Genomic DNA, 19,452 nt, shown 5'->3' on the forward strand with positions numbered 1-19,452 from the left:
GGGGGCGTCGAGGAACGGGAGCGGTGCGTGCGGGTGCTGGTGGTGGAGGACGAGGAGTACCTCGCCGAGGCCGTGCAGGCGGGGCTGCGGCTGGCCGCGATCGCCTGCGACGTGGCGGGCGACGGCGAGTCGGCGTGGGAGCGGCTGGCGGTGCACCGGTACGACGTGGTGGTGCTGGACCGGGACCTGCCGGACGTCCCGGGCGACGAGGTGTGCCGGCGGATCGTCGCGGCCGGGCTGGGCTGCCGGGTGCTGATGCTGACCGCGGCGGCCCGGCTGGACCAGAAGGTGGCCGGGTTCGAACTGGGCGCCGACGACTACCTGACCAAGCCGTTCGACCTGGCGGAGCTGGTGGTGCGGCTGCGCTCGCTGGCCCGCCGCCCGGCCCAGGGCGCGCCGCCGGTGCTGGAGCGCGCGGGCCTGCGGCTGGACCCGTTCCGCCGCGAGGTGTACCGGGACGGCCGCTACGTGGCGCTGCCGCGCAAGCAGTTCGCGGTGCTGGAGGTGCTGATGGCCGCCGGCGGCGGCGTGGTGAGCGCCGAGGACCTGCTGGAACGCGCCTGGGACGAGCACGCCGACCCGTTCACCAACGCCGTCCGGATCACCATCTCGGGCCTGCGCAAGCGGCTCGGCGAGCCGTGGGTGATCCACACCGTGCCGGGCGTCGGCTACCGGCTGGACGTGCGGTGACCCGGCCCCGGCGGCTGACCGCCCGGATGCGGCTGACCCTCAGCTACACGCTGTTCACCGTGACCACCGGCGTGCTCTGCCTCGCCGTGGTGTACGTGGGCATGAAGTACGTGCCCAACTACCCGCTGATGCCCGCCAATCCGCGCGACCGGGCGGACGCGCCGTCCCGGCAGGAGATCCTGGAGTCGCTGCTGGCCGCGTCCGGGTACGCGCTGGCGCTGCTGACGGCGGTCGGGATGGCGGGCGGCTGGCTGGTGGCGGGGCGGGTGCTGCGGCCGCTGCAGGAGGTGACGGCGGCGGCCCGGCGGGCGTCCGGCGGCGACCTGGGGCACCGGATCGCGCTGGCCGGGCCGCGCGACGAGTTCACCGAACTCGCCGACGCGTTCGACGAGATGCTGGCCCGGCTGGAGCGCTCCTTCGACGCCCAGCAGCGGTTCGCCGCGAACGCCTCGCACGAGCTGCGCACCCCGCTGGCGATCAACCGGACGATGCTGCAGGTCGCCGCGGCCGACCCGGCGCACCAGGACTGGCCGAAGCTGGTGGCCCGGCTGCAGGACACCAACCAGCGCGGCATCGAGGTCACCGAGGCGCTCCTGCAACTGGCCGAACTCTCGCACCGGGAACCGGAGTCGGCGCCGCTGGAGCTGTCGGCGGCGGTCCGCGAGGCGCTGGCCGCGACGGCCGCGGAGGCCGCGGCGCTGGGCGTCGCGGTGGACGCCGCCCTGGACCCCGCGCCGACCACCGGGAACGCGGTGCTGCTCCGGCAGGCGGCCGTCAACCTGCTGCAGAACGCGCTGCGGCACAACCTGCCCGCCGGCGGCCGGGCCGAGGTCCGCACCGGCCCGGACGAGCGGCGGCCGGGGTGGGTGCGGCTGGCGGTGCGCAACTCCGGCCCGGAGCTGGACGGGGCGCTGGTCGACACCCTGACCGAGCCGTTCCTGCGCGGCCGGGGCCGGACCGCGCAGCGCGACCCGGCGCGGCGCGGCCACGGGCTGGGGCTGGCGATCGTGGCGGCGGTGGTCCGGGCGCACGGCGGGGAGCTGCGGCTGGCCGGCCTGCCGGAGGGCGGCCTGGAGGCGGTGCTGGCCCTGCCGGGCCGGGACTAGGCCCGGCCCGGCCCGGCCGCAAACGGCCGGGGGCCGGGAGCGACGCGTGTCGCTCCCGGCCCCCGGCCTCGGACCTCCCCCGGCTCAGCGGCCGTTGCGCAGCAGGGTGCGGATCACCCGCATCGCGACGGAGAGGCTGGAGAGTTCGTAGTTGTCCGAACCCCTTATGTCGTCGAGGGTGGTGCGGGCCCGGCTGAGCAGGGTGCCGTTGAGGGCGGCCCAGGCGGTGTAGCGCTCCTCGGGGCTGGAGCCGGCGGGCCCGGCGGCGAGCACGTCCGCGGTGAGGGCGGAGTGCGCGGCGAACAGGTCCTCGCGGATCGCGGCGCGGGCCATCGAGGACCAGCGGTCGGTGCGCGGCAGGTCGATGACCCGGTCGAGCAGGTGGCTGATCTGGAGCCGGTCGCCGAGGTCGTAGTACAGCTCGGCGACCTCCATCACCTCGGTGTCCGAGCGGTCCGCGACGCCGACGATGTCGAGGGTCGGGAACGCGGAGGACAGGCCGGCGATCCGGGTGGCCAGTTCGTCGGGGACGCCGGCCGCGGACAGCTCCTGGTGGACGGACTCGAACCAGGCCAGGTCCTCGCCGGTGAGCGGCTTGGGCAGCGCGTCCCAGACCTGGTTGACCCGGTCGTGGAAGAACGCGATGGTGTCCGCGATGTCCAGCGGCTGGCGGTTGTTGAGCATCCACCGGGTGGCGCGCTCGACCAGGCGGCGGGAGTGCAGCCGCATCTTGGTCTGGACCCGGGCGGCGACCTGGTTGTCGAGGCGCTCGACCTGGTCCCAGATCTGCTCCAGGCCGAAGACCGCGCGGGCCGCGGCGTGGGTGCGGGCGATCTCCTCCATGGTCGCGCCGGTCTCCTCGCGGAGCCGGAACGCGAAGGTGCAGCCGCCGCGGTTGATCGTGTCGTTGACGATCAGGGTGGTGATGATCTCGCGGCGCAGCGGGTGGTGGTCGATCTGCTCGGCGAACCGGGCCCGCAGCGCGCTGGGGAAGTACGCGTGCAGCACGTCCCGGAAGTACGGGTCGTCGGGCAGGTCGGTGGCGAGCAGCTCGTCGGCGAGGGTGATCTTGGTGTAGGCGAGCAGCACCGACAGCTCGGGCTGGGAGAGGCCGCGGCCGGCCTGCTGGCGGTCGCGGATCTGCTTCTCGGTGGGCAGGTACTCCAGGGCCCGGTCGAGCTGTCCGTTGGACTCCAGCCGGTTGATCATGCGGGAGTGCACGTTGACCATGCTGGCGGCCTGGGCGACGGCGTTGGCGAGCACGACGTTCTGCGCGTAGTTGTTGCGCAGCACGAGGTGGCCGACCTCGTCGGTCATCTCGGCGAGCAGGGCGTTGCGCTGCTTGACCGTCATGTCGCCGTCGGCGACCACCTGGTTGAGCAGGATCTTGATGTTCACCTCGTGGTCGGAGGTGTCGACGCCGGCCGAGTTGTCGATGGCGTCGGTGTCGATCCAGCCGCCGCTGCCCTGCGGGCCGCCGGTGGAGGCGAACTCGATCCGGCCGAGCTGGGTGCAGCCGAGGTTGCCGCCCTCGCCGATCACCCGGGCCCGGACGTCGCCGCCGTTGACCCGGATCGCGTCGTTGGCCTTGTCGCCGACCTCGGCGTTGGTCTCGGCGGACGCCTTGACGTAGGTGCCGATGCCGCCGTTCCAGAACAGGTCGACGGGGGCCTGCAGGATGGCCTTCATCAGCTCGGCGGGGGTGAGCTTGGCGGCGTCGATGCCGAGCCGCTCGCGGACCTGCGCGGAGAGCTGGATGGCCTTGGCGGAGCGCGGGTAGACGCCGCCGCCGGCCGAGATCAGCGACTTGTCGTAGTCGTCCCAGGAGCTGCGCGGCAGGTCGAACAGCCGGCGGCGCTCGGCGTAGGAGGCCGCGGCGTCCGGGTTCGGGTCGAGGAAGATGTGCCGGTGGTCGAACGCGGCGACCAGCCGGATGTGCTCGGAGAGCAGCATGCCGTTGCCGAACACGTCGCCGGACATGTCGCCGATGCCGATGACGGTGAAGTCCTCGGACTGGGTGTCGACGCCGAGTTCGCGGAAGTTGCGCTTGACGGACTCCCAGGCGCCGCGGGCGGTGATGCCCATGCCCTTGTGGTCGTAGCCCGCCGAGCCGCCGGAGGCGAACGCGTCGCCGAGCCAGAAGCCGTACTGCTCGGCGACGCCGTTGGCGATGTCGGAGAAGGTCGCGGTGCCCTTGTCGGCGGCGACCACCAGGTAGGTGTCGTCCTCGTCGTGGCGCACCACGTCCACCGGGTGGACGACCTCGCCCGCGACCAGGTTGTCGGTGATGTCGAGCAGCGCGGAGATGAAGGTCTTGTACGAGGCGATGCCCTCGGCGAGCCAGGCGTCCCGGTCGATCGACGGGTCGGGCAGCTGCTTGGCGACGAAGCCGCCCTTGGCGCCGACCGGCACGATCACGGTGTTCTTGACCATCTGGGCCTTGACCAGGCCGAGGATCTCGGTGCGGAAGTCCTCGCGCCGGTCGGACCAGCGCAGGCCGCCGCGGGCGACCTTGCCGAAGCGCAGGTGGACGCCCTCGACGCTGGGCGAGTACACCCAGATCTCGAAGGCGGGGCGCGGCGCGGGCAGGTCGGGGATGGCCTTGGGGTCGAACTTCATCGACACGTACGAGTGCCAGCGGCCCTCGCCGTCGTGCTGGAAGAAGTTGGTCCGCAGGGTGGCCTTGATCAGGTGCAGGAAGGAGCGCAGGATGCGGTCCTCGTCCAGCGAGACGACCTCGTCGAGGGCGCCGGTGAGCTCCTCGAGGATGCCCTCGGTGAGTTCGCCGCTGCCGGACTGGTGGCTGGGCGAGAGCCGGGCCTCGAACAGGTTGACCAGCAGCCGGGTGGTGTGGGTGTTGTTGCGGAGCGCGTCCTCCATGTAGTCCTGGGAGAACGTGGAGCCGGCCTGCCGCAGGTACTTGGCGTAGGCGCGCAGCACCACGGCCTGGCGCCAGGTCAGCTTGGCGGTGAGGACGAGCTCGTTGAAGCCGTCGTTCTCGGCCTCGCCGCGCCAGGTGGCGGCGAAGGTGTCCTGGAAGCGCTCGCGGTCCTCCTCGGTGAGGTCGGTGCCCTCGCGGAGCCGGAGGCCGAAGTCGACCACCCAGGCGGTGGTGCCGTCGGTGCGGCGCAGCGCGTACGGGTGCTCGTCGAGGACCTCGACGCCCAGGCGCTGCAGGACGGGCAGCACCTCGGTGAGCGAGATCGGGCCGCCGACCCGGTAGATCTTGAAGCGGCGCTCGTCGTCGCCGGCGCCGACCGGCTGGTACAGGTTGAGCCGGAAGTCGCCCTCGCCGGTGAGGGATTCGATCTGCTTGAGGTCGGCGACGGCGGTGCGCGGCGGGAAGTCGGCGCGGTAGCCGTCGGGGAAGGCGTTGGCGTACTTGTGGGACAGCTCGGCGGCCCGCTCCTCGCCGAACTCGGTGCCCAGCTGGTCGTTGAAGCCGTCCATCCAGAACCGGGCGGCCTCGGCGAGCCGGTTCTCGATCCGCTCGATGTCGGCGTCGGACAGCTGCGGCAGCTCGGTGCCGGGGGCGACCCGGATCACGAAGTGCAGGCGGGTGAGCACCGACTCGGTGGCGTACACCGTGTAGTCGATGGCGTCGCCGTTCAGCTCGGTCTTGAGGATGTCGGTGAGGGCGAGCCGGATCCGGGTGGTGTAGCGGTCGCGCGGCAGGTAGACGTACGCCGAGTAGTAGCGGCCGTACTCGTCCTGGCGCAGGAACAGCCGCAGCCGGCGGCGCTCCTGGAGGTACAGCACGCTGGTGGCGATCGACTGGAGCTCGGCGGCGGCGGTCTGGAACATCTCGTCGCGCGGGAAGGTCTCCATGATCTGGAGCAGGTCGCGCCCGTCGTGGCTGTCGCCGGAGAAGCCGGCCCCGGTCATCACCTCCTGGACCTTGCGGCGCACCACCGGGATCCGGGTGACGGACTCGGTGTACGCGGCGGAGGAGAACAGGCCGAGGAAGCGGCGCTCGCCGACCGGCTCGCCGGCGGCGTTGAACTTCTTCACGCCGACGTAGTCGAGGTAGGCGGTGCGGTGCACGGTGGCGCGGCTGTTGGCCTTGGTGAGGACCAGCAGCTTCTTCTCGTGCGCCTTGGCGCGGACGGGGGCGGAGAGCCGGCCGAACGCCTCGGAGACCGGGTGGTGGTCGGTGTCGTGGCTGAGCGGGTCGGCGCGCAGCACGCCGAGGCCGGTGCCGGCCACCGCCTTGAGCACCTCCTCGCCCTCGTGCTCGACCAGGTCGTACTCGCGGTAGCCGAGGAAGGTGAAGTGGTCGTCGGCGAGCCAGCGCATCAGCTCCCAGGCCTCGCCGACCTCCTGCTCGGGCAGGTGCGCGGGGGGCTCCTCGGCGAGCTCGTCGGCCAGTCGGAGCGCGGAGTCGCGCATCTTCGACCAGTCCTCGACCACCTCGCGGACGTCGCCCAGCACCCGGCGCAGGCCCGCTTCGAGGGTGCGCAGGTCGTCGCGGTCGGTCTCGCGGTCGATCTCGATGTGCATCCAGGACTCGACCACCGCGTCCTCGGGCCACTCGGTGCCGGCGGCCTGGGCGCGGTTGCACGCGTCGGTGTCGAGGATCTCCAGCAGCTTGCCGGTGATGTCGCGGCGCACGGCGAGCTGCGGGTGGACGACCAGGTGGATGGCGCGGTCCAGGCGGGTCAGCTCGTTGGTGACCGAGTCGACCAGGAACGGCATGTCGTCGGTGACCACCTCGACCACGGTGTGGCCGCAGGACCAGCCGTTCTCCTCGACGGTCGGGGTGTGCACCCGGACCTCGGCGGTGCCCTGCGGGCGCTTCAGGCCCAGCCGGTAGTGGGAGGCCGCGGCCCCGTACACGTCCACCGGGTCCCGGTTGATGACGTCCTCGGGGGCGGTGTGGAGGTAGTAGTGGTGCAGGTAAGCGGCCAGAGCACCGTTGCTCAGGCCCTCCCCCGGCGCCGCTCCCCCCACCTGGCTGTTCTCAGCGGCTGCTGCTGCTTTCCTGAGCAGGTCGGCCTTGGCTGCGTCCAGCTTGGTCTGCATGGCTGTTTGGCTCCTGTCGCGCGCCGTTGCGTGACTCGGTGATGACTGTGGGTGCACCGCCGGGCCCCGTCGGCAATCCTCCCGTACGCGAGGGGTGAAAAGCGCTCAAGGCACGCATGAGTCGCGTTCCGCCCGGGTACGACAGCACGTTTGGCCTGCCTGACCGATAACCGGCGACGTCGTCAGCCTAGCCTGACGAAACGAAGGTGTCAGGGGACACGGAGGAGCAATCCCGCAGGAAGATCGAGCCTTCCTGGACACCTTGTCCAATGCCCCTCACCTGGGCCGTCCGTCATTCGGGTGACCACTCCATGTGCGGGTGGACGTAGTCGGTCGGCGGAGTGAACGTCTCCCGGATCGAGCGGGCGGACGTCCAGCGCGCCGGGTCCGGGGCCGCCGCGCCGCCGCCGGACGGCTCCCCGTTGACCCGCAGGTCGCCCGCGGCGAAGCGCAGCCGCTCCACCGCCCGGGCCAGCGCCGGCCGCTCCCGCACGAACACCGCGCCGGCCGGACGGGCGTCCGGGGCGTCGGCGGCGACCAGCTCCAGCGCCTCCTCCCAGCGGTCGTCCTCGTACACCCGCACCGCGAGCAGCGGCCCCGCGCACCCGCCGTACCGGTCGGTGCCGCCGAGCAGCACGGTGGGCCGGACGAACCAGCCGATCGCGCCGTCGTACTGGCCGCCCGCCAGCAGTTGCACCGCCGGGTCGGCCTCGGCCCGCCCGATCGCGTCGACCGCGGCGGTGAACGCCCGCTCGTCGATCAGCGCGCCCATGAAGTTGCTCAGGTCGGTGACGTCGCCGACGGGCAGCTCGTCCACCTCGCCCAGCAGGTCGTCCCGGATCCGCCGCCACAGGCCGCGCGGCAGGTACGCCCGCGACAGCGCCGAACGCCCCTGGCCCTGGTACCCGAAGGCGCCGCGGACCAGCGCGGTGCGCACCGCCGCCGGCTCCGCCGACGGGTGGGCGAGCAGGAAGTCCCCGCCGCCGCCGGTCGCGCCGGCCAGCCGCGGGTGGCCGCGGTAGCGGGCGACGTTCGCCCCGACCTCCCGCCACAGCCGCCGGAACGCCGCGGCCGAGCCGGCGAAGTGCAGCCCGGCCAGCGCCGGGTCGCGCAGCGCCACCTCGGCGACCGCCTGCCCGTCCCCGGTGACCAGGTTGACCACCCCCGGCGGCAGCCCCGCCTCCTCCAGCAGCAGCATCGTCAGGTGCGCGGCCAGGGTCTGGGCGGGCGCGGGCTTCCACACCACGGTGTTGCCCAGCAGCGCGGGCCCGGTCGGCAGGCTCCCGGCGTCCGCCGTGGAGTCGGACGGGGTGATCGCGCAGACGAAGCCCTCCAGCGGGCGGTGGTCGGCCCGGTTCCACCCGCCCGGCCCCGAGGACGGCTGCTCGGCCAGCAGCAGCCGGGCCGCGTGCACGTCGCCGCGCCAGCGGTCGGCCAGCGCGCACGCCGCGTCAATCTCCGCCGGCCGCACCGTCTTCGACTGCCCCAGCATGGTCGCGGCCACCAGGGTCTCCCGCCACGGCCCGGCCAGCAGGTCCGCGGCCCGCAGGAACACCGCCGCCCGGTCGTCGAACGCGAGCCGCCGCCACTGCTCGCCCGCCGCCAGCGCCGCGTCCACCGCGGCCCGCACGTCGGCGGCCGTCGCACTGCCCAGCACGCCGAGCCTCGCCGCGTGGTGGTGCGGCTGCACCAGCTCGGTGCGCTCGCCGCCGCCGAGCCGGCGCTCCCCGCCGATCACCATCGGCAGCGAGGTGTGCCGCCCGGCCAGCTCGTCCAGTCTCCGCTCCAGCCGGGCCCGTTCGGCGCTGCCCGGCGCGTACGCGCGGGGCGGCTCGGCGACGGGCGGGGGGACGTTGGTGACCGCGTCGATCGGCATGGTGCTGGGGTGCTCCCTAGGGTGGTTCCCGCGTGCTGTGCTCCTCCCACCCTGGCCGCGCCCGCGCCCACCGCCCCGGCGTGACACGCCTGTCCGGCGGGTTCCCCCGCGTTCCCCGGCGGATTCCTCCGCATTCCCCGCCGCTACCCGGCGAGCTCCCGCGCCGCCGCGACGGCCTCCGCCAGCGAGTCCACCACCGGCACGCCGAGGTGCGCCAGCTTCTCCCGGGTGTGCGAACCCCCGGTGTACAGCACCGACTTGATGCCCGCCGCGAGCGCCGCCTCGGCGTCGTCCGCAGCGTCCCCGATCAGCACCGTCCGCCCCCGGTCGATCGCCCCGCCCAACGCGTCCAGGTGCACGGCCAGCTCCCCGGCCTTGCGCCCGCCGGCCGCCCCGCGCCGCCCGTCCACCCGCAGGAAGTGCCTGGTCAGGCCGAACGCGTCCACCGCCGGCACCAGCTTCTCGTGCTCGTACATCGACAGCACCGACTGGCTCCCGCCACCCGCCGCCCACCCCGCCAGCAGTCCTTCGGCTCCCGGCGTCAGCCCGCAACTCGGGAACAGCTCCGTGTACTTGACGTGGAACGCGTCGTCCAGCGCCAGCCACTCCTGCGCACTCGGCGCCCGCCCCATCAACCGCTCGTAGAACCGCGGGATCGGGATCTCGTACTGCGCCCGGTACTCCTCCAGCGTCATCGGCGCGATCCCCACCGTCTCGAACGCCGCGTTGCTGGCCGCCACCACGGCCGCCATGTCCGACAGCAGGGTGCCGTTCCAGTCCCAGACTATGTGTGTGCGCACCCGCCAAGCGTACGCGCCGGGCCGGGCGCGGCGGCCCGGCCCGGCGCGCGGGCCCCGGGGGGTGGGTCAGTTGAACTGGTCCGGGTCCGGGCCGGTGCGCAAGTCCCGGTCGGTGGCGGCGATGGCGGTCATGTCGTCCTCGGTGAGCGCGAAGTCGAAGACGTCCAGGTTCTGCCGGATCCGGGCCGGGGTGACCGACTTGGGGATCACCAGGTTGCCGAGCTGCAGGTGCCAGCGCAGCACCACCTGGGCGGGGGACTTGCCGGTGCGCGCGGCGATCGCGGTGATCGCCGGGTCGTCCAGCACGGCGCCCTGGGCGAGCGGGCTCCAGGCCTCGGTGGCGATGCCGTGCGCGGCGTGGAAGGCCCGCAGCTCGGCCTGCTGGAGGCCGGGGTGCAGCTCGACCTGGTTGACGGCGGGGACGAGTCCGCCGGCCTCGATCAGCCGGGTCAGGTGCGCGGGCTGGAAGTTGGAGACGCCGGCCGCGCGGATCCGGCCCTCGGCGGCGAGCTCCTCGATGGCCTTCCAGGACTCGGCGTACAGGTCCCGGGCCGGGGTGGGCCAGTGGATCAGGTACAGGTCGACGTACTCCAGGCCGAGCTTGTCGAGGCTGGCGTCGAAGGCCCGCAGGGTGGCGTCGTGGCCCTGGTCGGCGTTCCACAGCTTGGTGGTGACGAACAGCTCCTCGCGCGGCAGCCCGGACGCGGCCAGCGCCTTGCCGACGCCGCGCTCGTTGCCGTAGATCGCGGCGGTGTCGATGCTGCGGTACCCGGCCTCCAGCGCGGCGGCGACGGCCGCGGTGGTCTCCTCGTCGGGGACCTGGAAGACGCCGAAGCCGAGCTGGGGCATCTCGATGCCGTTGTTGAGGGTGACGGTGGGGACGGTGGTGCTCATGTTCCTTCTCCAGGAGGGGAGTTCGAGGGTGTTCAGTGGTTGAGGACGGGGACCCGGACGGCCGCGGGGGCGGCCTTCGCCCGGCGTTCCAGCCCGGCCGAGACCAGGGCCAGCACCAGCGCGGAGCCGGCCAGCAGCGCGCCCACCCAGTTCGGGGCGGTGTAGCCGAGCCCGGCGGTGATCACCGCGCCGCCGAGCCAGGCCGCCAGCGCGTTGCCCAGGTTGAATGCTCCGATGTTGACGGCCGAGGCCAGCGTCGGCGCGCCGTGCGCCTGATCCAGCACCCGCTTCTGCAGCGGCGGCACGGTGGCGAAGCCGAGCGCCCCGATCAGCAGCAGGGTGACGGCGGCGGTGGCCTCGTTGTGCGCGGTGACGGTGAACAGCGCGAGCACCGCGGTCAGGCCGCCCAGGGTGGTGAACAGCATCGGCATCAGCCGGCGGTCGGCGAACCGCCCGCCCAGCAGGTTGCCCAGGAACATGCCGACCCCGAGCAGCACCAGCAGCCAGGTGACCGAGCCCTCGGAGAACCCGGCGACCTCGGTCATCATCGGCTTGATGTAGGTGATCGCGGCGAACACCCCGCCGAAGCCGAGCACCGTCATGCCCATCGCCAGCACGACCTGCGCGTTCTTGAACGCGGCCAGCTCCCGCCGCAGGTGCGCCCCCGCTGGCCGGGGCAGCTCCGGCACCAGCCTGGCGATGCCCAGCAGCCCGACCACGCCGAGCGCGGCGACGGCGGCGAAGGTGGTCCGCCAGCCGATCTGCTGGCCGACGAAGGTGCCCAGCGGCACGCCGACGATGTTGGCGACGGTCAGCCCGGTGAACATGGTGGCGATCGCCCCGGCCTTCTTCTCCGGTGCGACCAGCTCGGCGGCGACCACCGACCCGATGCCGAAGAACGCGCCGTGCGCGAGCGAGGCGACGATCCGCCCGGCCAGCATCACCCCGAACCCGGGCGCCAGCGCGGACAGCAGGTTGCCGGCGGTGAACAGCACCATCAGCAGCATCAGCATCCGCTTGCGGCTGATCCGGGTGCCGAGCACGGTCATCAGCGGGGCCCCGACCACCACGCCGACCGCGTAACCGGTGACCAGCAGGCCGGCGGTCGGGATGCTCACCCCGAAGTCGGACGCGACCTCGGGCAGCAGGCCCATGATCACGAACTCGGTGGTGCCGATTCCGAACGCCCCGATGGCCAGGGCGAGAAGCGCGAGGGGCATGACGCGGACCTCCATACGATTGCCGGTGCGCCTTACGTGCTTCGACAATAATTGCAGACACACATACTTGCAAACGCAACGACATCGCCCGAGGAACGACTCCACGGCTCCGCCCCCGCCCACCGGGCCACCGGCCACCGGCCACGGCCCGGACTCCGCCCCGAGAACGCCGCAGACCCCGCCCCGGCCGGGTGGCCGTGACGGGGTCTGCGGGAAAGCCGCGGGGCGGGGTCAGCCGATCAGGCCGGGGATCTCCTGGATGGCGAACCAGAGCAGCTCGTGGTCCTCCGCGCCGTCCACGGTGAACTGCGCGTCCTGGTCGCCACCGTCCGCGGCGGCGATCGCCCCGACCGCCGCCGCCACGTCGGCGAGGACGTCCGGATCGGCGTCGTCGGCGTGCACCGCGGCGGCCTTGGCCAGCCGGATCGGGCCGCCCAGCACGACCCGGCCGAGCGAGGCCTGGTCCTGGTACTCGTCGCCGGGGAACGGCGTCACCGCCGAGTCGGCGACCTCGACGGCGAGGACCACCCGGCGGCGCGGGGCGTCCGGGTCGGCGGCCAGCAGGCGGACCGAGGAGAGCGCGGCCCGGTTGAGCGCCGCGTACTCGAGTTCCTCCAGGTCGTCGCTGACGTACCACTCGCGCAGCGCGGGCGTCACCGCGTAGGCGACGCTCTGCTCCAGGACGCCCCCGGGGTGCGCCACCGCCAGGTCGCTCAACGTGGTGGGCACGTACACGCGCATCGGTGGCACCTCTCTCGGACACTGCGGACGGGTCAAGAATACGCAGCCCGCCGGGCCGCCCGCGACGGCCCTCCGCCGCCCGCTCCCTGCGCCGATCAGGTCACCGCCGACGTCCCCCTACGGACCGTTCCGGCACCCGAGCCGCCGTCAACTCCCTGCTCCGGCACCGGCCGCACCGCCCTTGCGAACACCGGGCCGCCACCCGTACGGGTGGATTTCCGGCGGCTTCCGCGGGGCCGGAAAAGCCCTTGGAGCGCTCTTTGCCGACCCGATACCAAAGGCCCCGCAGCACCCCGACACTTCCCCACCGAGAGGGCCACGATGACCGAGCAGCTCACCCGGACGCCCGGCCCGCGGATCCGTCCGCTGGTCCGCCCCGTACCGGCCCCCCGCCGCCCGGTCCGCCACCCGCACCCGGAACCGCACCCGCAGCCCCAGCACCCCCAGCACCCCCAGCACCCCGCCGGGACCGGCCCGCGCCCGGCCCGCAGCCCGCGCGCGGCGTGCGACGGCCCCCGCCCGCCGTACCGGGCCCGGACGGCCGCGCCGAGCAGCACCGGCCACGCCGAGCTCGCCGGGCGGTTCGCGCACCGGCTGGTGGAGGTGCTGTCCGGGGCCCGCCCGGTGCACCAGTTGCAGCGGCACACCACGCTGCCGGGCTTCCACCAGCTCGCGGCGCTGGTGCGGACCGGCCCGCTGCGCCCGCGCGGCCGGGCCCAGCGCCCCCGGCTGGGCCGGGTGCACGACTGCGCGCCGGGCCCGGGCGCGGTGGAGGCGTGCGTGCGGGTGGAGTTCGGGCCCCGGCACCACGTGCTGGCCTTCCGGCTGGAGCAGCACACCCGCACCGGCCAGTGGCAGTGCGCCGCCGTGGAGACCAGATGACGACCGCCCGGGAACACCGCGGACACCGCCGTGGAGACCGAACGACAACCGCCCGGGAACACCGCGGGCACCGCCGTGCGACCCGGGCGACGACCGCCCCGGGAACGCGGCGGGGCGCCGCCTCCCGCAGGAGGCGGCGCCCCGTCGGACAGCCGGCCGGTCAGGCCTTGCGGCGCCGGCCGCCCTTCGCCGCCTTGGCGGCCTTGCGGCGCTCGGCGCGGGTCAGGCCGTCGCCCTCGTCGACCGCACCGTCCTCCTCGAAGTCGCCCTCGATCACGCCGCCGCCGATCTCGTCGGACGGGGCGGTGTAGTGCAGCCGCTTGCGCTCGGGGGCCTCCAGGCCCTTGGCCCGGATCTCCGGGCGGGCGGCCGGGACGGCGTCCTTCTCCAGCTTGTCGAGCAGCACCTGCTCGTCCTCCGGCAGCGGGACCTCCTCGACCTGCTGCTCGACCTGGACCTCCAGGTTGAACAGGTAGCCGACGGACTCCTCCTTGATGCCCTCCATCATCGCGGAGAACAGGTCGAAGCCCTCGCGCTGGTACTCGACCAGCGGGTCGCGCTGGGCGTAGGCGCGCAGCGCGATGCCCTCCTGCAGGTAGTCCATCTCGTAGAGGTGCTCGCGCCAGCGGCGGTCCAGCACCGAGAGGACGACCCGGCGCTCGAGCTCGCGCATGATCTGGTCGCCGAGCTGGTCCTCGCGGCGGCCGTAGGCGGCCGCGATGTCCTCCTGGATGGCCTTGGTGAGGAGCTCGGGGGTCAGGCCGCCGCTGTCCGCGGCCTCCTCCTCCAGCTCGTCCAGGTCGAGCGAGACCGGGTAGAGCTGCTTGAGCGCCGTCCACAGCTTGTCGAGGTCCCAGTCGTCCTCGAAGCCCTCGCCGGTGGCGGCGTTGACGTACGCGGCGACGGTGTCGTCCATGAAGTGGCCGACCTGCTCCTGCAGGTCCTCGCCCTCCAGGACGCGGCGGCGCTCGCCGTAGATGACCTCGCGCTGGCGGTTGAGGACCTCGTCGTACTTGAGGACGTTCTTGCGGATCTCGAAGTTCTGCTGCTCGACCTGGGTCTGCGCGGAGGCGATGGCGCGGGTGACCATCTTCGACTCGATCGGCACGTCCTCGGGGACGTTCGCCATCGACAGCACGCGCTCGACCATGCCGGCCTTGAACAGGCGCATCAGGTCGTCGCCCAGCGACAGGTAGAACCGGGACTCGCCCGGGTCGCCCTGGCGGCCGGAGCGGCCGCGCAGCTGGTTGTCGATCCGGCGGGACTCGTGCCGCTCGGTGCCCAGGACGTACAGGCCGCCGATCTCCTGCACCTCCTCCTGCTCCGACTTGACCGCGGCCTTGGCCTTCTCCATCGCGGCCGGGAGCGCGCCCTCGTACTCCTCCGGGGTCTCCTCCGGGGTGATGCCGCGCTGGGCCAGCTCGGCGGCGGCCAGGTGCTCGGGGTTGCCGCCGAGCATGATGTCGGTGCCGCGGCCGGCCATGTTGGTGGCGACGGTGACGGCGCCCTTGCGGCCGGCCTGCGCGACGATCTGCGCCTCGCGCTCGTGGTGCTTGGCGTTCAGCACCTCGTGCGGGATGCCGCGCTTGCGCAGCTCCTGCGACAGGTACTCGGACTTCTCGACCGAGACGGTGCCGACCAGCACCGGCTGGCCCTTCTCGTGCCGCTCGGCGATGTCCTCGACCACGGCGGCGAACTTGGCCGGCTCGGACTTGTAGATCAGGTCCGGCTGGTCGATCCGCCTCGGGGTCTTGTTGGTCGGGATCGGGACGACGCCGAGCTTGTAGATCTGGTGGAACTCGGCCGCCTCGGTGGTGCCGGTACCGGTCATGCCGGACAGCTTGTCGTAGAGGCGGAAGAAGTTCTGCAGGGTGATGGTGGCCAGCGTCTGGTTCTCGTTCTGGACCTCGACGCCTTCCTTGGCCTCGATCGCCTGGTGCATGCCCTCGTTGTAGCGGCGGCCGGCCAGGATGCGGCCGGTGTGCTCGTCGACGATCATGACCTCGCCGTTGATGACGACGTAGTCCTTGTCCGCCTTGTAGAGCTCCTTGGCCTTGATGGCGTTGTTCAGGAAGCCGACCAGCGGGGTGTTCACCGACTCGTAGAGGTTGTCGATGCCCAGGTAGTCCTCGACCCGGCCGACGCCCTCCTCCAGGATGCCGACGGTGCGCTTCTTCTCGTCGACCTCGTAGTCGCGGTCGATCTTGAGGCGCTGCACCAGCTTGGCGAAGTCGTTGTACCACTTGGTGGCCTGGTCGGCCGGGCCCGAGATGATCAGCGGGGTGCGGGCCTCGTCGATCAGGATCGAGTCGACCTCGTCGACGATGGCGAAGTTGTGGCCGCGCTGCACCAGTTCGTCCTGCGACCACGCCATGTTGTCGCGCAGGTAGTCGAAGCCGAACTCGTTGTTGGTGCCGTACGTGATGTCCATCCCGTACTGGCGCTTGCGCTCGGCCGGCGACATGTTCGCCAGGATCACGCCGACCTCCAGGCCCAGGAAGCGGTGCACCCGGCCCATCCACTCCGAGTCGCGCTCGGCGAGGTAGTCGTTGACGGTGATCAGGTGCACGCCCTTGCCGGTCAGCGCGTTCAGGTACGCGGGCAGGGTGCCGACCAGGGTCTTGCCCTCGCCGGTGCGCATCTCCGCGACGTGCCCGTAGTGCAGGGCGGCGCCGCCCATCAGCTGGACGTCGTAGTGGCGCTGGCCCAGGACGCGCTTGGCGGCCTCGCGGACGGTCGCGAACGCCTCGGGGAGGATGTCGTCGAGGCTCTCGCCGTCGGCGAGGCGGGCCTTGTACTCGTCGGTCAGCGCGCGCAGCTCTTCGTCGGTGAGGTTGACGAAGTCCTCTTCGATCGAGTTGACCTGGGCGGCAATCCGCTGCAGCTTGCGGAGGATCTTGCCCTCGCCTGCGCGCAGGATCTTGTCGAAGACGGACACGTGAGCGGGCTCCTTGCCTCATTCGGCTCTGGATGACTGCCGGTGGGGAGTCCACCCCACCGTACGGGCCATCGTATGCGAGGAGCCCGAGCGGCCGGGAGGTCCGTCAGCACGGTATTCCTGTGTCACCCCTGGGAGCACATCGTGCGATGCCGGGTGCAAACGGTCAAAGCGGTTCGCCGTCGGCCGGTTGTCAGTGCCCGCGCCTAGCCTCGCCCCATGGCCGAGACCCTTGCCGCGACGCCCCCGCCCACTGTCCGGATCCCCGCCGACCACGCCCGCCGGCTCGCACTGCGCGCCCAGGGCCTGCTCGGCTCCCCCGACCGCCGCTCCGGCGCGCAGGGCGTGCTGCGGCAGCTCGGCGCCGTCCAGTTGGACACCATCTCGGTGCTGGCCCGCTCGCACGAGCTGGTGCCGTACGCCCGGCTCGGCGCGGTCGGCCGCCGCCCGGTGGAGCAGGCGTACTGGGGTGCCGGCACCGCCTTCGAGTACTGGTCGCACGCGGCCTGCGTGCTGCCGATCGAGGAGTGGCCGCTGTTCGCGTTCCGCCGCCGCGCCTACCGGAGCAAGGGCCGGGTCTGGGGCCACCCGGTCTCCCCCGAGGCGTACGCCGCGGTGATCGACAAGCTGCGCGCCGAGGGCCCGTTGACCTCCACCGCGCTCGGCGGCGCCAAGAAGACGTCCGAGTGGTGGGACTGGTCGGACACCAAGATCGCCGTGGAGCGGGCGCTGGCCTTCGGGGACGTGGTGGTCACCGAGCGCCGCGGCTGGAAGCGGGTCTACGACCTGGCCGAACGGGCGGTCCCCGGCGAGCTGTTCGGGCAGGACCCGACCGACGCCGCGTGCCTGGCCCGGCTGGTGGCCCGGGCCGGGGCCGCGCTCGGCGTGGCCACCCGGGCCGACCTGATGGACTACCACCGCCTCAAGGGCGCCCAACTGGACGCCGCGCTCCCGGAGTCGGGCCTGGTCCCGGTCGAGGTGGAGGGCTGGGGCGCGCCCGCCTGGGCCGACCCGGCGGCGCTGGCCGCCGAGCCGCGCGGGCGCCACCGCACCACCCTGCTCTCCCCGTTCGACTCGCTGGTCTGGGACCGCCCGCGCACCGAGCGGATCTTCGGCATGAGCCACCGCCTGGAGGCGTACACCCCCAAGCACAAGCGGGTGCACGGCTACTTCGCCATGCCGCTGCTGACCGCCGGCCGGCTGGTCGGCCGGGTCGACCCGGCCCGCGAGGGCAGCACCCTGGTGGCCCGTCAAATCTCGTTGGACGCACCGAAGTTCGTCCCCGCGCTGGCCGAGGCGCTGCGCGAGGCGGCCTACTGGGTGGGCTGCTCGGACGTCCGGGTGGAGCGGCTGGCGGACGAGTCGCTGCGGCCGGAGCTGGAGAAGCTGCTGGGCTGAAACACCGGAGCGGCCGCCGGGCCCGGGCGGGTCCGGCGGCCGCTCCCGGCGCGCGCTCAGCCTATTTCGAGGATCTTCTCACGCATCGCGTACACCACCGCCTCCATCCTGGAGTGCAGTTGGAGCTTCTCCAGGATGTTGCGCACGTGGTTCTTGACGGTGTTCTCGCTGATGAACAGCTCCTTGGCGATCTCCCGGTTGTTCATCCCGGTGGCCACCAGCTTGAGCACCTCCAGCTCCCGGTCGGTCAGCCGGGGCGCGGGCAGCAGCTCCCGGTCGTCCGAGCGGCGCTGGATCATCGACTTGAACTCGGTCAGCAGCTTGGCCGCCATCGACGGGCTGATCTGCGACTGCCCGTCGGCCACCGCGCGGATCGCGGTGGCCACCTCGTCGGTGGAGATCTCCTTCAGCAGGTAGCCGGTGGCGCCCGCCTTGATCGCCTCGTAGAGGTCGGCCTCCTCGTCGCTGATCGTCAGCATGATGATCTTGGCGCTGGGCACCACGTCCTTGATCGCGGTGCACGCCTCGATGCCGCTGCGCCGGGGCATCCGGACGTCCATCAGGATGATGTCCGGCAGCAGGTCGGCGGCCTTCAGCACGGCCTCCGCGCCGTCCCCGGCCTCGCCGATCACCCGGATGTCCGGCTCCTCGGCCAGCACGATCTCCAGGCCGCGGCGGAACAGCGCGTGGTCGTCCACCACCAGCACCCGGATCGGCTCCGCGCGACGCGGCGGAAAGCCGGCGTCCTCCGGCCCCAGTCCCTCGCGCGAAAGCTCCCCCATCCGCCCCTCCCCCGCCTCCGGCCACGTTCGACGCGCCCCATCATTCCACGGCCCCGGCCCGCTCCGGTCACCCTGCGCCGCCGGACCGCCCGGCTGGGTGACCCCGGCGCCGCCGCACGCGCCGGTGACCCCGGCGGCCGGTGCGGCCGCCGGGGTCACCGTGGTGCTCCGGCTGCGGGCGGGGCCCGCCGTCAGTCCTGCCTACTCCTCGTCCGGCCCGTTGATCGCGCCGCCCGCCCCCGCGGCGTCCACCGCGGCGGCCAGGTCCTCCTTGAGGTGGATCACGCCGTAGTGGTAGCCGTGCCGACGGTAGACCACGCTCGGCAGGCCGCTGTCCTTCTCCTGGAACAGGTAGAAGTCGTGGCCCACCAGCTCCATCGCGTACAGCGCCTGGTCCAGCGACATCGGCGCCGCGGCGTGGGTCTTCTCGCGGACCACCAGCGGCCCGTCGCCCTCCACCTCCAGGTTGCCCGCCACGGTCTTGCGGGCCGTGCCGTTGACGCTCGGGGCGGCCTCGGCGGCGGGCAGGTCGGCCAGCGCGGCGGTCGCCGCGGCGACGCTGACCGGGGCGCGCCCGTTGGTGCCGCCCTTGTGCACCCGGCGGCGGTCGGCGGACTTGCGCAGCTGCGCCTCCAACTTGGCGGAGGCCAGGTCCAGCGCCGCCCACGGGTCGCTGGCGGACGCCTCGGCCCGGATCACCGGGCCACGGCTGCGGAGGGTGATCTCCACCCGGTCGGCGCGGTCCGCCTGGCGCGGGTTGGGCTCCTTGGACACCTCGACATCCAGGCTGATCGCCTTGGTGTCGAACTTCTGGACCTTCTCCAGCTTCTCGGCCACGTGCTCGCGGAACCTCTTGGGCACCTCGGTCTTGCGGCCCTTGACGACGATGTCCACGCAGAACTCCGATCCCTCGTGCTGACCGGCCCGGAGTGCGTCCCGAACCGGCGTGAGACCCAGCCGGACCAGTCGGTCACCGCCCGCCCCCGGACACCGCCCGGGGAACCCGCGAGGACCACCGGCCCTTACCTCACTTCCTCCCCACCAGGAGCGTTCGAAACCCCTGGAAACCTCATGCAACACCTGACTCGGGGATCTCGCCTCCC

13 protein-coding genes are annotated in these 19,452 nt (G+C 72.9%); 4 read left to right on the forward strand and 9 right to left on the reverse strand.

Annotation, left to right across the window (positions count from 1 at the left end; all coding sequences use genetic code 11):
* The first annotated feature begins 27 nt into the window (after window positions 1–27).
* Together OU787_RS11210 and OU787_RS11215 are read left to right on the forward strand one after the other, a co-directional pair.
* Entirely contained in the window at window positions 28–690 is a 663-nt protein-coding gene (locus OU787_RS11210) for a response regulator transcription factor (protein WP_030459594.1), read from the forward strand.
* Entirely contained in the window at window positions 687–1,796 is a 1,110-nt protein-coding gene (locus tag OU787_RS11215) for a sensor histidine kinase (RefSeq protein WP_030459593.1), read from the forward strand. The genes OU787_RS11210 and OU787_RS11215 overlap by 4 nt, the downstream gene beginning before the upstream one ends.
* Before the next feature lie 84 nt (window positions 1,797–1,880).
* Here the strand turns inward: OU787_RS11215 and OU787_RS11220 are convergent, their stop codons facing one another.
* The 6 genes from OU787_RS11220 to OU787_RS11245 all read right to left on the reverse strand — a co-directional run bounded on the left by OU787_RS11220 (window position 1,881) and on the right by OU787_RS11245 (window position 12,349).
* Window positions 1,881–6,818: an NAD-glutamate dehydrogenase gene (locus tag OU787_RS11220; RefSeq protein ID WP_268659242.1), complete on the reverse strand. Its 4,938-nt coding sequence runs from the start codon at window positions 6,816–6,818 to the stop codon at window positions 1,881–1,883.
* 292 nt (window positions 6,819–7,110) lie between these two features.
* Window positions 7,111–8,688, reverse strand: coding sequence for an aldehyde dehydrogenase family protein (locus OU787_RS11225; protein WP_268661847.1), 1,578 nt, complete (start codon window positions 8,686–8,688; stop codon window positions 7,111–7,113).
* Window positions 8,689–8,837: 149 nt separating this feature from the next.
* A complete protein-coding gene (locus OU787_RS11230) occupies window positions 8,838–9,494 on the reverse strand; it encodes an HAD family hydrolase (RefSeq protein WP_268659243.1) in 657 nt (218 codons plus the stop codon).
* A gap of 66 nt (window positions 9,495–9,560) precedes the next feature.
* Complete coding sequence (locus OU787_RS11235; RefSeq protein WP_268659244.1) at window positions 9,561–10,388, reverse strand: aldo/keto reductase; 828 nt, start codon at window positions 10,386–10,388, stop codon at window positions 9,561–9,563.
* 32 nt (window positions 10,389–10,420) lie between these two features.
* A complete protein-coding gene (locus OU787_RS11240) occupies window positions 10,421–11,608 on the reverse strand; it encodes an MFS transporter (protein ID WP_030459588.1) in 1,188 nt (395 codons plus the stop codon).
* Window positions 11,609–11,839: 231 nt separating this feature from the next.
* Entirely contained in the window at window positions 11,840–12,349 is a 510-nt protein-coding gene (locus OU787_RS11245) for a DUF6912 family protein (protein WP_030459587.1), read from the reverse strand.
* 321 nt (window positions 12,350–12,670) lie between these two features.
* Between OU787_RS11245 and OU787_RS11250 the strand changes: the two genes are divergently transcribed.
* Entirely contained in the window at window positions 12,671–13,231 is a 561-nt protein-coding gene (locus OU787_RS11250) for an Rv3235 family protein (protein WP_268659245.1), read from the forward strand.
* 160 nt (window positions 13,232–13,391) lie between these two features.
* On the opposite strand, the gene secA is transcribed toward OU787_RS11250, so the two are convergent.
* The gene (gene secA / locus OU787_RS11255) at window positions 13,392–16,169 is read right to left on the reverse strand and encodes a preprotein translocase subunit SecA (RefSeq protein WP_030459586.1); all 2,778 of its coding nucleotides are present in this window, start codon (window positions 16,167–16,169) and stop codon (window positions 13,392–13,394) included.
* 219 nt (window positions 16,170–16,388) lie between these two features.
* Here secA and OU787_RS11260 point away from each other — a divergent pair, with 219 nt between their 5' ends.
* Window positions 16,389–17,567: a winged helix-turn-helix domain-containing protein gene (locus tag OU787_RS11260; RefSeq protein WP_268659246.1), complete on the forward strand. Its 1,179-nt coding sequence runs from the start codon at window positions 16,389–16,391 to the stop codon at window positions 17,565–17,567.
* A 56-nt stretch (window positions 17,568–17,623) separates the two neighbouring features.
* On the opposite strand, the gene OU787_RS11265 is transcribed toward OU787_RS11260, so the two are convergent.
* Window positions 17,624–18,349 carry a response regulator gene (locus tag OU787_RS11265; protein WP_030459584.1) on the reverse strand — a complete coding sequence of 242 codons (726 nt, stop codon included), beginning with the start codon at window positions 18,347–18,349 and terminating at the stop codon, window positions 17,624–17,626.
* A 201-nt stretch (window positions 18,350–18,550) separates the two neighbouring features.
* A complete protein-coding gene (gene hpf, locus OU787_RS11270) occupies window positions 18,551–19,243 on the reverse strand; it encodes a ribosome hibernation-promoting factor, HPF/YfiA family (protein WP_030459583.1) in 693 nt (230 codons plus the stop codon).
* Between the last annotated feature and the right edge of the window lie 209 nt (window positions 19,244–19,452).

Source organism: Kitasatospora sp. YST-16 (assembly GCF_026802215.1).
GTDB classification, from domain to species: Bacteria; Actinomycetota; Actinomycetes; order Streptomycetales; family Streptomycetaceae; genus Kitasatospora; species Kitasatospora cineracea.